The sequence below is a fragment of the Citrobacter sp. Cu233 genome (genome assembly GCF_030332225.1).
In the GTDB taxonomy this organism is placed as follows: Bacteria; Pseudomonadota; Gammaproteobacteria; order Enterobacterales; family Enterobacteriaceae; genus Citrobacter.
Genome location: NZ_JAOWIF010000037.1, coordinates 61,858 through 76,013, shown reverse-complemented (window position 1 = coordinate 76,013; position 14,156 = coordinate 61,858). Strand labels below are relative to the sequence as shown.

The 14,156-nt window shown below is 51.5% G+C and carries 14 protein-coding genes; 10 read left to right on the top strand and 4 right to left on the bottom strand.

Annotated elements, in window-relative coordinates; translation table 11 throughout:
• Window positions 1-7: 7 nt before the first annotated feature.
• The 3 genes from OGX95_RS16035 to xthA form a co-directional block, all read right to left on the bottom strand.
• Complete coding sequence (locus tag OGX95_RS16035) at window positions 8-700, bottom strand: TVP38/TMEM64 family protein (RefSeq protein WP_286630141.1); 693 nt, start codon at window positions 698-700, stop codon at window positions 8-10.
• A 14-nt stretch (window positions 701-714) separates the two neighbouring features.
• A complete protein-coding gene (locus OGX95_RS16030; RefSeq protein WP_286630140.1) occupies window positions 715-1,374 on the bottom strand; it encodes a TVP38/TMEM64 family protein in 660 nt (219 codons plus the stop codon).
• A 219-nt stretch (window positions 1,375-1,593) separates the two neighbouring features.
• Complete coding sequence (gene xthA, locus OGX95_RS16025; protein WP_286630139.1) at window positions 1,594-2,400, bottom strand: exodeoxyribonuclease III; 807 nt, start codon at window positions 2,398-2,400, stop codon at window positions 1,594-1,596.
• Window positions 2,401-2,844: 444 nt separating this feature from the next.
• On the opposite strand from xthA, the gene astC reads away from it, so the two are divergent.
• From astC to ves, 7 genes are all read left to right on the top strand, one after another.
• A complete protein-coding gene (astC, locus tag OGX95_RS16020; protein ID WP_286630138.1) occupies window positions 2,845-4,065 on the top strand; it encodes a succinylornithine/acetylornithine transaminase in 1,221 nt (406 codons plus the stop codon).
• Window positions 4,062-5,096 (top strand): arginine N-succinyltransferase, encoded by a 1,035-nt coding sequence (gene astA, locus OGX95_RS16015; protein WP_286630137.1) that lies wholly within the window; start codon window positions 4,062-4,064, stop codon window positions 5,094-5,096. Before astC ends, astA begins: the two co-directional genes overlap by 4 nt.
• Window positions 5,093-6,571 carry a succinylglutamate-semialdehyde dehydrogenase gene (gene astD / locus OGX95_RS16010; protein WP_286630136.1) on the top strand — a complete coding sequence of 493 codons (1,479 nt, stop codon included), beginning with the start codon at window positions 5,093-5,095 and terminating at the stop codon, window positions 6,569-6,571. The genes astA and astD overlap by 4 nt, the downstream gene beginning before the upstream one ends.
• Window positions 6,568-7,911, top strand: a complete 1,344-nt coding sequence (gene astB, locus OGX95_RS16005; RefSeq protein WP_286630135.1) for an N-succinylarginine dihydrolase — start codon at window positions 6,568-6,570, stop codon at window positions 7,909-7,911. Before astD ends, astB begins: the two co-directional genes overlap by 4 nt.
• Window positions 7,904-8,869 (top strand): succinylglutamate desuccinylase, encoded by a 966-nt coding sequence (astE, locus tag OGX95_RS16000; protein ID WP_286630134.1) that lies wholly within the window; start codon window positions 7,904-7,906, stop codon window positions 8,867-8,869. The genes astB and astE overlap by 8 nt, the downstream gene beginning before the upstream one ends.
• A 348-nt stretch (window positions 8,870-9,217) precedes the next feature.
• On the top strand, window positions 9,218-9,703 hold the full coding sequence (spy, locus tag OGX95_RS15995; protein ID WP_286630133.1) for an ATP-independent periplasmic protein-refolding chaperone Spy: 486 nt from the start codon (window positions 9,218-9,220) through the stop codon (window positions 9,701-9,703).
• Between the two features lie 350 nt (window positions 9,704-10,053).
• Window positions 10,054-10,629: an environmental stress-induced protein Ves gene (gene ves / locus OGX95_RS15990; protein WP_286630186.1), complete on the top strand. Its 576-nt coding sequence runs from the start codon at window positions 10,054-10,056 to the stop codon at window positions 10,627-10,629.
• Window positions 10,630-10,685: 56 nt separating this feature from the next.
• On the opposite strand, the gene nadE is transcribed toward ves, so the two are convergent.
• Window positions 10,686-11,516, bottom strand: a complete 831-nt coding sequence (gene nadE / locus OGX95_RS15985; protein ID WP_286630132.1) for an NAD(+) synthase — start codon at window positions 11,514-11,516, stop codon at window positions 10,686-10,688.
• 210 nt (window positions 11,517-11,726) lie between these two features.
• On the opposite strand from nadE, the gene osmE reads away from it, so the two are divergent.
• The 3 genes from osmE (at window position 11,727) to chbC (ending at window position 14,133) form a co-directional block, all read left to right on the top strand.
• A complete protein-coding gene (osmE, locus tag OGX95_RS15980) occupies window positions 11,727-12,065 on the top strand; it encodes an osmotically-inducible lipoprotein OsmE (protein ID WP_202038822.1) in 339 nt (112 codons plus the stop codon).
• Window positions 12,066-12,366: 301 nt separating this feature from the next.
• Complete coding sequence (chbB, locus tag OGX95_RS15975) at window positions 12,367-12,687, top strand: PTS N,N'-diacetylchitobiose transporter subunit IIB (RefSeq protein ID WP_003832547.1); 321 nt, start codon at window positions 12,367-12,369, stop codon at window positions 12,685-12,687.
• A gap of 87 nt (window positions 12,688-12,774) precedes the next feature.
• A complete protein-coding gene (chbC, locus tag OGX95_RS15970) occupies window positions 12,775-14,133 on the top strand; it encodes a PTS N,N'-diacetylchitobiose transporter subunit IIC (RefSeq protein WP_202038821.1) in 1,359 nt (452 codons plus the stop codon).
• Window positions 14,134-14,156 lie beyond the last annotated feature (23 nt).

The following is a 14,156-nucleotide window of genomic DNA, read 5'->3' as shown; positions in this document are numbered from 1 at the left end:
GGAGGCTTCAGGAACGCTTCCTGTGCCGCTCAAGGTAAAAGCCTCTTGTCACTGAAATCACAACACTCAGGGCAAACAGAATAAACAGCCCGGTCACGCACCAATATGTGCCGCCGGTCAGCAGGCTACCGGCCCATGAGTAAACGATAGTGGCAGGCAACTGGCCAATACCGGTGGCGATGAAAAAATGACGAAAGCGGATGGACGTCAGGCCGGCGGCGTAGCTGACCGGATCGAACGGAACGAAAGGTAACAGGCGGCAGACCAGAATGGCGTGTTTACCGTAGCGTTCAAAAAAAACGTCCATATTTTTCAGCACCGTTTTACCGGTTAATCTTTCTACTGCGCTGCGACCGAACACCCGGGCGATAAAAAAGCAGAGTGCTGCACCTGCCATCGCACTGGTCCAGGAGAGAACACCTCCCCAGAATGCGCCGAATAATGAGGCATTCGCAAAGGTGATCAGGAAGGCGGGAAGCGGGGCGATGATTGCCTGTAAAATCATCAGGAAGAACGATACGATCGCTGCCTGAGGTCCCCAGGAACGAATAAAATTTTCAAGAGCAAGCTGATCAAGCGTGGTAAACGCAGTCAGGCTCTGCGTGAGAAAGTCTCTCACGTCGGGCAGCCATGCCCACGCCATCAACGCGGCTACCAACAGGGCAATTAACCCAACCCGGCAACACGTTCTGATCTGCATTTTATTCAACGTTCTCATTTACCGGCAAGTTCTCGATTTGCAGAGGGGTCGACATGTTTATATCGGGCCCAGGCTTTTGCCGCCTGCACAAGGGCAAACAAGGCAAAGCCTGCAACACTGAGTTTAACGATAAACGCCCAGGTGATGCCTTCACTGGCGAGTTCGTGTGACATCAGCGTATAGATAAAGATGCCAGGTAACGTGGTGACAGCTGAAATCAGCGTAAATGACCAGAACGGAATGGCCGTCAGTCCGTAAGCATAATTTTGAATATTATAAGGAAACAGTGGAACGAGGCGGGTCAGAATCAGAAAGTCGATACCGCTATGGGCAATCCCTTTTTCGATCGCCTGAAACGTCGCCGTATGCCCGGCATGTTTCAGTAATAGTTCCCGCCCAAGCCAGCGTGCCAGTAAAAATGACAATGCCGAGGCAACGGTTGCTGCCAATAAAGAGATAAGCGTGCCAACCAGCGGGCCGAAAAGGATACCGCCGACAATCACCAGAATGCTGCCGGGTATCAGGCTCAGCGCCGCGACGATAAATAGCAGAATATAAAGCGCGTAGCCGAACAGGCCGCTTTGGCGGATGACATCCTGTAAATGATGGAGATTGGTTATCAGATCAGACAGACCAAAATAGTGGAAAACCCCAGCCAGGGCGCAGAATAGCACTGCCACAATCAGCAGTCGGCATTCTGCCTTATGCGAACTTCTTTTTCATGGGGGGCTCCTGTAAATCCGTGGGTAATGACGCGTTTTCACCAGCGAAAAGTGCGCGCGAAGATATATTAAAATCCCGCTCGCAACAATGTATTACCGTCGCTTTATTGATTTTGCACAGAATATACTGACTCTCCAGGCGAGGCCCGGAGAGCGAAAAAATGCAGATGATTAGACGCGGAATTTTGCCCACACTGGCGCGTGGTCGGACGGTTTTTCCATGCTGCGGATCTCATAGTCGATACCCGTTTCTTCACAGCGTTCTGCCAGCGGATTGCTTGCCAGCAGCAGATCAATACGCAGACCACGGTTATCGTCAAAGCCTTTCGAGCGGTAATCAAACCACGAAAACTGGTCGTTTTTATCAGGATGCGCGTGACGATAGGTGTCCACCAGCCCCCAACCTAACAGACGCTCCATCCACTCGCGTTCTTCCGGCAGGAAGGAACATTTCCCGGTACGTAGCCAGCGTTTGCGATTCTCTTCACCGATGCCGATATCCAGGTCGGTTGGGCTGATATTCATATCACCCATGATCAGCACCGGATTATCGCGTTTCAGCTCCGTCTCAAGATAGCTTTGTAAGTTCTGATAGAACGCCGCTTTCGCCGGGAATTTAGTTTCATGGTCGCGGCTTTCGCCCTGTGGGAAGTAGCCGTTGATGACGGTAATGTTGCCAAGCGGAGACGGGATCTCCGCCATAATGATACGGCGCTGAGCCTCTTCGTCATCATTCGGGAAACCACGGCGCACTGCAATCGGTGTTTCTTTGGTCAACAGTGCCACACCGTAATGGCCTTTCTGACCGTGATAGAAAACGTTATAGCCCAGTTTTGCTACCTCTTCGAGAGGGAACATATCGTCGTGAACTTTTGTCTCCTGTAAGCCAATAACATCCGGTTGGTGTTTTTCGACAATGGCTGCCAGTTGATGAGGACGGGCACGCAGGCCGTTGATATTAAAAGAGACAAATTTCATAGTCGCTGCCACTTTGTAAGATGAATAGTGCAAGGATGGTAGCAGAATTTCCACGAACTGACTGCTTCTTGTCACCTGATTCCAACAATGATTGCTAATGGTGTTAACGATGGAGCAAAAACTGCACCGTTTTGGCGCGAAGCGCGTCGCTATGGGGCAATAATTTCCGATAAATTTCGTATACGATCACAATTCCAGAATTATATTTGGTGACTGAATAAAATTGCGGTTTTTCCTCTATTTCGTCATCTGATACGCAAACATATTCACTTTATATGCACAGATAGTGAATATCTCTGTGTTGTAACTTGTTGATATTCCGTTCTTCGACCCCGTTTATGCACTTTTTTCGCTGGCTGGCACGAACCCTGCAATCTACATTTACACCGCAAACACTATATTTATTAACATATAAATAACCTTTTATTTACCGTTGAGGTCGCTATGTCTCTGTCAGTTACGCGTGAAAATTTTGATGAATGGATGATGCCTGTCTATGCTCCAGCGCCTTTTATTCCGGTGCGTGGTGAAGGTTCACGTCTGTGGGATCAACAGGGTAAAGAATATATCGATTTCGCGGGGGGTATTGCGGTTAACGCACTGGGTCATGCTCATCCGGCATTGCGTGAGGCATTAAACGACCAGGCCAGCAAATTCTGGCACACCGGCAACGGTTACACCAACGAACCGGTATTGCGTCTGGCGAAGAAGCTTATTGACGCGACGTTTGCCGAGCGTGTTTTCTTCTGCAACTCCGGCGCAGAGGCCAACGAAGCTGCACTAAAACTGGCGCGTAAATTTGCGCACGATCGGTTTGGCAGCCAAAAAAGCGGCATTGTGGCATTTAAAAACGCCTTCCACGGTCGCACGCTGTTTACCGTCAGTGCTGGGGGGCAGCCAGCCTATTCACAGGATTTCGCGCCACTGCCGCCGGATATCCGTCACGCGGTGTATAACGACCTCGACTCCGCCAGCCAATTGATTGATGACACCACCTGTGCGGTTATTGTGGAGCCCGTGCAGGGGGAAGGCGGCGTCGTGCCTGCAACCACCGCGTTTTTACAGGGGCTGCGTGAATTATGCGATCGTCATAATGCGCTGCTGATTTTTGATGAGGTACAGACCGGCGTCGGGCGTACCGGTGAACTGTATGCCTATATGCACTACGGTGTGACGCCAGACCTGCTGACGACGGCGAAAGCGCTTGGCGGTGGGTTCCCTATTGGCGCGTTATTGACCACAGAACGTTGCAGCAGCGTGATGACCGTGGGCACTCACGGCACAACTTACGGCGGAAATCCATTAGCCACTGCCGTGGCGGGTAAGCTGTTGGACATTGTTAACACGCCGGAAGTCCTCAATGGTGTGAAACAGCGTCATGACTGGTTTGTGGCGCGTATTAACGCCATTAACGAACGTTTTGGACTGTTTAGTGAAATCCGTGGTCTTGGGCTGCTGATCGGTTGTGTGCTGAATGCGGAATTTGCCGGAAAAGCGAAACAGATCTCCCAGGAAGCGGCCAATGCTGGCGTGATGGTGTTGATTGCCGGCGGTAACGTGGTGCGTTTTGCGCCAGCGCTGAACGTCAGCCAGGAAGAGGTGGCCACCGGGCTCGACCGTTTTGCGCTGGCATGCGAACGCATTAAAGCAGGAGGTTCATCATGATGGTGATCCGTCCCATTGAACACGCGGATATCACCGCGTTAATGCAGCTTGCCAGTAAGACCGGCGGTGGGTTGACGTCATTGCCCGCAAATGAAGCCACGCTGGCGGCGCGTATTGATCGTTCGTTGAAAACCTGGCGAGGCGAGTTGCCTAAAAGCGAGCAGGGCTACGTTTTTGTATTGGAAGACAGTGCCACCGGAACCGTGGCGGGGATTTGTGCTATTGAAGTGGCGGTAGGGCTTAACGATCCCTGGTACAACTACCGTGTTGGCACGCTGGTTCATGCTTCGAAAGAGTTGAATGTCTATAACGCATTGCCGACGCTGTTTCTCAGTAACGATCACACCGGAAGCAGTGAGCTTTGCACTCTGTTTCTCGATCCGGACTGGCGTAAAGAAGGTAACGGTTATTTGTTGTCGAAGTCGCGCTTTATGTTTATGGCGGCGTTTCGTGATCGTTTTAACGAAAAAGTCGTTGCAGAGATGCGTGGTGTCATTGATGAGCACGGTTATTCGCCATTCTGGCAAAGCCTTGGCAAGCGCTTTTTCTCGATGGAATTCAGCCGCGCAGATTTTCTCTGTGGCACCGGACAAAAAGCGTTTATTGCTGAGCTGATGCCTAAACATCCTATATACACCCACTTCCTGTCGGAGGAAGCACAAAGCGTGATTGGCGAAGTGCATCCGCAAACGGCGCCAGCCCGTGCGGTGCTCGAGAAAGAAGGGTTTCGCTACCGCAACTATATCGATATTTTCGACGGCGGGCCGACGCTGGAATGCGATATTGACCGGGTACGTGCCATCCGCAAAAGTCGACTGGTGGAAGTGGCTGAAGGTCAGCCTGCACCGGGCGAATATCCTGCCTGCCTGGTTGCTAATGAAAATTACCAAAACTTCCGCGTCATGTTAGTGCGTGCCGACCCGAATACCCAGCGACTGGTACTGACGGCAGCGCAACTGGACGCCCTGAAATGCCACGCGGGGGACCATGTACGTTTTGTGCGTCTTTGTGCAGAGGAGAAAGCAGCATGACATTATGGATAAACGGTGACTGGGTGACCGGGCTGGGCGCACGTCGGGTGAAAACGAACCCGGTGAGCGGGGACGTGCTTTGGCAAGGCAATGATGCCGATGCGACTCAGGTAGCACTGGCATGCCAGGCGGCGCGGGCAGCCTTTCCGGGCTGGGCTAAACAGGCATTTGCTGCCCGCCAGGACATTATCGAGAAATTCGCGACGCTGCTGGAGAGTCATAAAGTAGAACTGACGGCAATCATTGCACGGGAAACCGGCAAGCCGCGCTGGGAAGCTGCAACCGAGCTGGCGGCGATGATCAATAAAATTGCGATCTCAGTGAAGGCGTATCACACCCGTACCGGGGAACAGCATAACGCGCTGCCAGATGGCGCAGCGACGTTACGTCATCGCCCACACGGTGTGCTGGCTGTGTTTGGCCCGTATAACTTTCCTGGTCATTTACCTAATGGTCATATCGTTCCGGCGCTGTTGGCTGGCAATACGCTGGTTTTCAAGCCCAGCGAGCTGACGCCGTGGACCGGTGAGGCGGTGATCAAACTGTGGGAACAGGCGGGATTACCGCCGGGCGTATTGAACCTGGTGCAGGGCGGGCGTGAAACAGGGCAGGCACTGAGTGCACTGGAGGACCTTGATGGTCTGCTGTTTACCGGTAGCGCAAATACGGGTTATCAGCTGCATCGTCAGCTATCTGGCCAGCCGGAGAAGATCCTCGCGCTGGAGATGGGAGGGAACAACCCGCTGATTATCGAGAACCCCGAAGATATTGATGCGGCGGTACATCTGACTATTCAGTCAGCGTTTGTTACAGCCGGGCAACGGTGTACCTGTGCCCGTCGTCTGCTGGTTAAAAAAGGGGCGCAGGGCGATGCGTTTCTGGCGCGGCTGGTGGATGTCAGTCAGCGTTTAATGCCTGGTAACTGGGATGCTGAACCGCAGCCGTTTATTGGCGGGCTTATTTCTGAACAGGCCGCGCAACATGTTTGTGACGCCTGGCAACGCCTTGAAGCGCAGGGAGGGCGAACCCTACTGGCACCACGTCAAGTGCAAGCGGGGACTTCACTGTTGACCCCCGGCATTATTGAACTGACCGGCGTGGCGAATGTCGCGGATGAAGAGGTCTTCGGCCCGCTGCTCGGTGTCTGGCGTTATGACAGCTTTGATGATGCCATTCGCATGGCCAACAATACGCGCTTTGGTTTGTCGTGCGGGCTGGTGTCACCGGATCGTAATCAGTTTGACCAATTGTTACTGGAAGCTCGTGCGGGCATCGTCAACTGGAATAAGCCGCTAACCGGAGCGGCAAGCACCGCGCCGTTCGGTGGGATTGGTGCCTCAGGCAACCATCGCGCCAGTGCGTGGTATGCCGCAGATTATTGCGCCTGGCCGATGGCGAGCCTGGAATCTCCGACCCTGACGCTGCCGACAGCGCTTAGCCCAGGACTCGATTTTTCATGCGAGGATAAGCCATGAAAGCGCGCGAAGTAAATTTCGACGGTCTGGTGGGACTGACTCACCATTATGCGGGGTTGTCATTTGGCAATGAAGCCTCAACCCGACACCGCTTTCAGGTGTCGAATCCCCGTCTGGCGGCGAAACAGGGCTTATTGAAGATGAAGGCGTTGGCCGATGCCGGATTCCCGCAGGCGGTGATCCCACCTCACGAGCGTCCCTGTATTCCCGTGCTGCGCCAGTTGGGATTTAGCGGCAGTGACGAACAGGTGCTGGAAAAGGTGGCACGGCAGGCACCTCACTGGCTCTCCAGTGCCAGTTCCGCTTCGCCGATGTGGGTGGCGAATGCGGCAACGGTCTGTCCTTCGGCAGATTCACTGGACGGGAAAGTGCATCTGACAGTCGCCAACCTGAATAACAAGTTTCACCGTTCGCTGGAGGCTCCGACCACTGAAGCGTTACTCAGCGCGATCTTCCGCGATGAGAGCCGCTTTACGGTCCATAGTGCATTGCCACAGGTTGCGTTACTGGGGGATGAAGGTGCGGCAAACCATAACCGCCTCGGCGGTGATTATGGTGATCCCGGTGTACAGGTGTTTGTCTATGGCCGTGAAGAGGGCAACGGCGTGCAGCCGAAGCGTTATCCGGCGAGGCAATCACGTGAGGCCAGCGAAGCTGTTGCGCGCCTGAATCAGGTGAATCCTAATCAGATTATCTTTGCTCAGCAAAACCCGGATGTTATCGATCTTGGTGTGTTTCATAACGATGTTATTGCGGTATCAAATCGTCAGGTGCTGTTTTGTCATGAATTGGCGTTTGCCAACCAGCAGGCTTTGTTACAGCAGTTGCGTAGCCAGGTGGCGGGATTTACGGCGCTGGAAGTTCCCCTGGAGGAGGTGTCAGTGCAGGATGCCGTGGCAACGTATCTGTTTAACAGCCAGCTACTCAGTCGTGATGACGGTTCAATGATGTTGGTCTTGCCGCAGGAATGCCGGGAGCATGCGGGGGTATGGCATTATTTAAACCGTCTGCTTGAAGATGACAACCCGATTGACGATCTACGGGTATTCGATCTGCGCGAAAGCATGTCCAACGGTGGTGGCCCGGCGTGTCTGCGCCTTCGGGTCGTGTTAACCCCACAGGAGCAACAGGCGGTGAACCCGGCGGTTCTCATGAATGATGCGCTGTTTAACACGCTGAATAACTGGGTTGATCGTTACTATCGCGATCGCCTTACCGCAGCCGATCTTGCTGACCCGCAGTTGCTGCGCGAAGGGCGTGAAGCACTGGATACGTTGACACAATTACTCAACCTCGGTTCGGTGTATCCCTTCCAGCAGGAGCGTACCCGTCATGGATAATTTCCTGATGCTGACGCTTGCGGGGGACTCGCCAGATACCTCCTGGGGGAGAGCTCACGGTTTTGACTGGCAATGGATTGGGCATGGCATGCTGGAGCTGACGCCGGTTGTGCCGATTGAGCGTTCGCTGGTTTTGTCTGCGGGCATTCATGGTAATGAAACCGCACCTGTAGAAATACTGGACACCTTGCTGTCCGGGTTGTTTAGCGGCAAGCTGCCGCTGACATGGCGGCTATTGGTGATCCTTGGCAATCCGCAGGCCTTAGCTGCGGGAAAGCGCTATTGTCATAGCGATCTGAACCGTATGTTTGGCGGCCGCTGGCAGTGCTTTGATGAGAGCGGTGAAACACGGCGTGCCCGCGAGCTTGAGCTGTGTCTGGAGGATTTTTACGCGCGTGCAGCGTCATCAGTTCGCTGGCATCTCGATCTCCACACGGCTATTCGCGGGTCACGTCACTTGCGTTTTGGCGTACTACCGCAGCGTGATGTGGCATGGGATGAGGCGTTTCTTCACTGGCTGGGGGATGCGGGGCTGGAGGCTTTGGTGTTCCACCAGGCACCGGGCGGAACGTTTACCCATTTTAGTGGGGAACATTTTGGCGCGCTGGCCTGCACGCTGGAGCTGGGCAAAGCGCTGCCGTTTGGGCAAAACAACCTGTCACAGTTTGCTCGCACTGCGCAGGCGCTGACAATGTTGTTGGCAGGCAGACCCGTAACGGCAGCTGAGACGCCGCCGTTACGCTATCGCGTAGTGGCGCAAATTACACGGCGCAGCGACGATTTTATTCTCTACATGGACAACCAGACGCTGAACTTTACCGCGTTTAAAGAGGGAACCGTACTGGCCCAGGATGGTGATGAGCGTTTTATCGTCACCCATGACGTTGAATATGTTCTCTTTCCTAATCCAAATGTGGCCTGTGGTTTACGCGCGGGACTGATGCTGGAAAGGTTGTGACAGATATATCCGCCCTCGGATTAATCACTGAGGGCTTATTTTTGCGTGCTGTTTATATTTATTACGGATTATTCCTGGTAAGTTGCTTTCTTAATAACCAGAGTTCAGGTATAGTTCTTCATAATCCTTTCAAAATCATCCTGTTGTAATTTTTTATTTCAACTCTCCGCAATTTATTCTTTTTTTCTTCATAATTGATGAAAGTTTGTTTTTTACACTTTCATTGTTTTACCGTTGCTCTGATTAATTGACGCTTAAGCCGGTAAAGTTAATCTCGTCAACACGACATCACATTGCATAAGAGTTGCATGAATGTCGTAAGAATAACTGAAAGGAAGGATAGAAATTATGCGTAAACTGACTGCTCTGATTGTTGCCTCTACCCTGGCGCTGGGCGCTGCAAATCTGGCGCATGCCGCTGACACGACCACAGCAGCTCCGGCAGATGCCAAACCGATGATGCACCACAACGGTAAGTTTGCCCCGCATCATGACATGATGTTTAAAGACCTGAACCTGACCGATGCACAGAAACAGCAGATCCGCGACATCATGAAAGGTCAGCGCGATCAGATGAAACGTCCTCCGCTGGAAGAACGCCGTGCAATGCACGATATCATCGCCAGCGATAGCTTCGATAAAGCGAAAGCTGAAGCGCAGATTGCGAAGATGGAAGAGCAGCGCAAAGCTAACATGCTGGCGCATATGGAAACGCAGAACAAAATTTACAACATTCTGACCCCGGAACAGAAAAAACAGTTTAATGCCAATTTTGAGAAGCGTCTGACAGAACGTGCAGCGCAGAAAGGTAAAATGCCACAGGCTGCCGAATAATCGGTAGGCGTCTATACTCAATCATTCACGCTGTGTCGGAGCCGTTGCTCCGGACAGCGTGAAAAAAACTCAAGACCGCCGGCCTTGTCCACAACATGTTTAACGATGTGGGCAGGATCGGCGGTTTTTTCTTTCCCACCTATTGCACAGCGCTTCGGACACGTTATGCTCCTGAGGTCCGCGAAAATGCTACCTGGATCAGAGCGTTAAACTTTTTTGCAAAACGCTATGGTCATCGCTAAGGCAAATCAACTCTGCTGCCGATAACAACGAGCAGGGTGAATGATAACAATGATTATTTGGCTGCCTGATGACGGCATGTCGGCGCACAGTGCCTTTCTGGAGGGATGATGGAGTACTTTGATATCCGCAAAATGCCGGTTAATCTCTGGCGTAATGGTGCGGGAGAAACGCGTGAAATATGTTGTTTTCCGCCAGCAACACGCGACTTTCACTGGCGGGCGAGTATTGCCTCCATTGCTGCGAACGGCGAATTTTCACTTTTCCCAGGCGTTGAGCGTGTTATTACGCTGCTGGAAGGGGGCGAAGTCACGCTGGAAGGCGCTAACACGCAACCGCATACGCTAAAACAGCATCAGCCTTTTACTTTCGCCGGTGACCGTGTGGTAAAAGCGAAGCTGACGGAAGGGCAGATGTCGATGGATTTTAATATCATGACCCGTCGGGATGTTTGCCAGGCTAAAGTTCGTGTGGCTGACCGGACGTTTACGACCTTTGGTTCGCGTGGCGGCGTGGTATTTGTTATTAGCGGAGCCTGGCAACTGGGGGATAAGTTGCTGACGGCTGACCAGGGAGCGTGCTGGCATGACGGTAAGCATACGTTGCGACTGTTGGAGCGCGAGGGGAAGTTGTTGTTTAGTGAGATTAACTGGAAGCCAGGTTTTTCGCCTGATTCGGTGCAATGACGTCGTTTGGGCCGGATACCCATTTTGTGGTTATCCGGCTCGGGTAAATCAGCGAATTACGATTTTTTCCAGAAGTCGTCAAACACCGTAATCGGTGGGCGACGTTTGTGTTCTGTCTTCACGTACCAGCCTTCAATTTTCTTCGCAACATCGGCATCCAACGTTTTTCCTTCCAGGTAATCGTCAATGTTGTCGTAGGTAACGCCTAATGCAGCCTCATCTGGCAGAGAGGGACGATCGTCTTCGAGATCGGCGGTTGGCGCTTTCTTATATAAGTGCTCAGGGCAACCCAATGCAGCAAGAAGCTGCTTACCCTGGCGCTTGTTGAGGCGGAATAGTGGGTTAATGTCAGTGCCGCCATCGCCATACTTGGTAAAGAAACCGGTAATGGCTTCTGCGGCGTGATCGGTACCCACGACAACACCGCTGGTCATTCCGGCGATACTGTATTGCGCTTTCATACGCTCGCGGGCTTTTTCATTGCCGCGCACAAAATCGCTCAGTTCGATACCTGCTTCACGCAATGCCTGCTCACTGGCCAATACCGCGCCTTTGATGTTGACGGTGAGCACCCGGTCAGGTTGTATGAACGCTATCGCGTCCTGACAGTCCTGTTCATCGGCCTGCATACCATAAGGCAGTCGCACCGCAATAAACTGCAAAGCATCGTTACCGGTTTCTTTGCGTAACTCGGAAATCGCCATTTGGCATAACTTTCCGGCCAGGGTTGAGTCCTGCCCGCCGCTAATCCCTAACACCAGTGATTTAAGGAAAGGGTAGGTTTTGAGGTACGATTTCAGAAAATCCACGCTGCGGCGAATTTCCTCTTCTGCATTAATGTGTGGTTTGGCACCAAGTGCCCGAATTATCTCTTGCTGCAGAGTCATTTGACCCCCTGTGAAAAATGAAATGATCAAAAATAATGATGTGTTAAAGCTAACGCGTTGACGCCCAAACGACAAGGGATGCAGCCGGATATAACATCATTTTGTTTTGATGGAATTTTCTGAAATGGCCCGAGTATCAACTGACCGCTTGAAAAATGCGTTGTTGTGCTCCAGGCTTATATAACACGCTGAAAAACAAGAGGACGGAATATGAACAAGAATCTAACAGGAATTCTGAGCGCAGCGGCGGTATTGACTATGCTGGCAGGGTGTACGGCTTACGATCGTACCAAAGACCAATTTGTGCAGCCCGTGGTGAAAGATGTGAAGAAAGGGATGAGCCGGGCGCAAGTGGCGCAGATTGCCGGCAAACCGTCATCTGAAGTCAGCATGATCCATGCGCGTGGTACATGTCAGACCTACATCCTGGGTCAACGAGATGGTAAAGCAGAGACCTATTTTGTTGCATTAGATGATACTGGGCATGTGATTAATTCCGGCTACCAGACCTGTGCGGAGTACGACACCGACCCGCAGTCTGCTAAGTAGTTGCCTCTGTTTATTGCCTGAGCACTCTGAAAAACCGGCCGCTGTGCCGGTTTTTTTGTGTCACGCGATCTTATTTATTGTCGCGAATTATTTGCCTGAAGTGTGAGGGGCGTCATAACCACAGGTCAAGGAGAGACAATTTAGTAGGTCAATGAAATACCATCCGCTGATGCAATCCCGTATACTCATTTCAGCCACCTAAAAAAGTAATTTAGCTGACGCAAGTTACCCAGAGCATGGATGCAGGTTATGGCTTGCGGAGTGTCTGGTACACAGATAATCGCACATGAGGATCGTTTTAATGGAAAAGAAACACATTTATCTGTTTTGTTCTGCGGGCATGTCGACTTCTTTGTTGGTCTCGAAGATGCGTGCTCAGGCTGAAAAATACGAAGTGCCGGTTATCATTGAAGCGTTTCCCGAAACGCTGGCCGGAGAAAAAGGCCCAGTAGCCGATGTGGTGTTATTAGGTCCACAGATTGCTTATATGTTGCCCGAAATTCAGCGTTTGTTACCTAACAAACCTGTAGAAGTGATTGACTCGCTGTTGTATGGCAAAGTCGATGGTTTAGGCGTGCTTAAGGCTGCAGTTGCAGCAATTAAAAAGGCCGCAGCAAATTAATTATTTTATTTTAAATTTTCCCGTCAAAGAGTTATTTCATTAACATTCACCGCAATTGTTAGTTGCGGTATTTAAGGGTATTTTTCTATGAGTAACGCTATTGCTTCACTTGAAAAGGTACTCCTTCCTTTTGCTGTAAAAATTGGAAAGCAGCCACACGTTAATGCAATCAAAAATGGTTTTATTCGTTTAATGCCGTTAACCCTCGCAGGGGCAATGTTTGTATTAATCAATAACGTTTTCCTGAGCTTTGGGGAGGGGTCGTTTTTTTATTCCATGGGCATTCGACTTGATGCTTCAACTATTGAAACATTAAATAGTTTAAAAGGCATCGGTGGGAACGTCTATAACGGTACGCTGGGTATTATGTCATTGATGGCGCCATTCTTTATCGGTATGGCGCTGGCGGAAGAACGCAAAGTCGATGCACTGGCTGCTGGTTTATTATCTGTCGCCGCCTTTATGACAGTTACGCCATACAGCGTGGGCGAAGCCTATGCCGTGGGGGCTAACTGGCTGGGCGGTGCGAACATTATTTCCGGTATTATTATCGGCCTGGTGGTCGCGGAAATGTTCACCTTCGTCGTGCATCGTAATTGGGTAATTAAATTACCTGATAGCGTTCCGGCTTCTGTTTCTCGCTCGTTTTCTGCATTGATTCCTGGCTTCATTATCCTCTCTATTATGGGGATTATCGCCTGGGCGTTGAACACCTGGGGAACGAACTTCCACCAGATCATCATGGATTCTATTTCGACCCCGCTGGCGTCACTGGGTAGCGTGGTGGGTTGGGCGTACGTGATTTTTGTTCCGCTGTTGTGGTTCTTTGGTATACACGGTTCTTTGGCACTGACTGCACTGGACAGCGGTATCATGACCCCCTGGGCGCTGGAAAACATCGCTATCTACCAACAGTTTGGTTCCGTAGACGCGGCACTGGAAGCGGGTAAGACGTTCCACGTCTGGGCGAAGCCGATGCTGGACTCCTATATTTTCCTGGGCGGGAGTGGGGCAACGCTGGGTCTGATTATTGCTATCTTCCTGGCTTCTCGTCGTGCTGATTATCGTCAGGTAGCAAAACTGGCACTGCCATCAGGTCTGTTCCAGATTAACGAACCCATTCTGTTCGGTCTGCCGATTATCATGAACCCGGTTATGTTTATTCCGTTCATCCTGGTTCAGCCGATTCTGGCAGCGATTACACTGGCCGCTTATTACACAGGCATTATTCCACCGATTACCAACATTGCACCGTGGACTATGCCAACCGGGTTGGGCGCATTCTTTAACACCAACGGTAGCGTCGCCGCTCTGCTGGTCGCGTTGTTTAACCTTGGTATCGCAACGCTGGTGTACCTGCCATTCGTGGTCGTCGCCAACAAAGCTCAGAACGTCATTGATAAAGAAGAAAGCGAAGAAGATATCGCTAACGCATTGAAATTCTAAATTTAATCCGGCATGGCTATGCG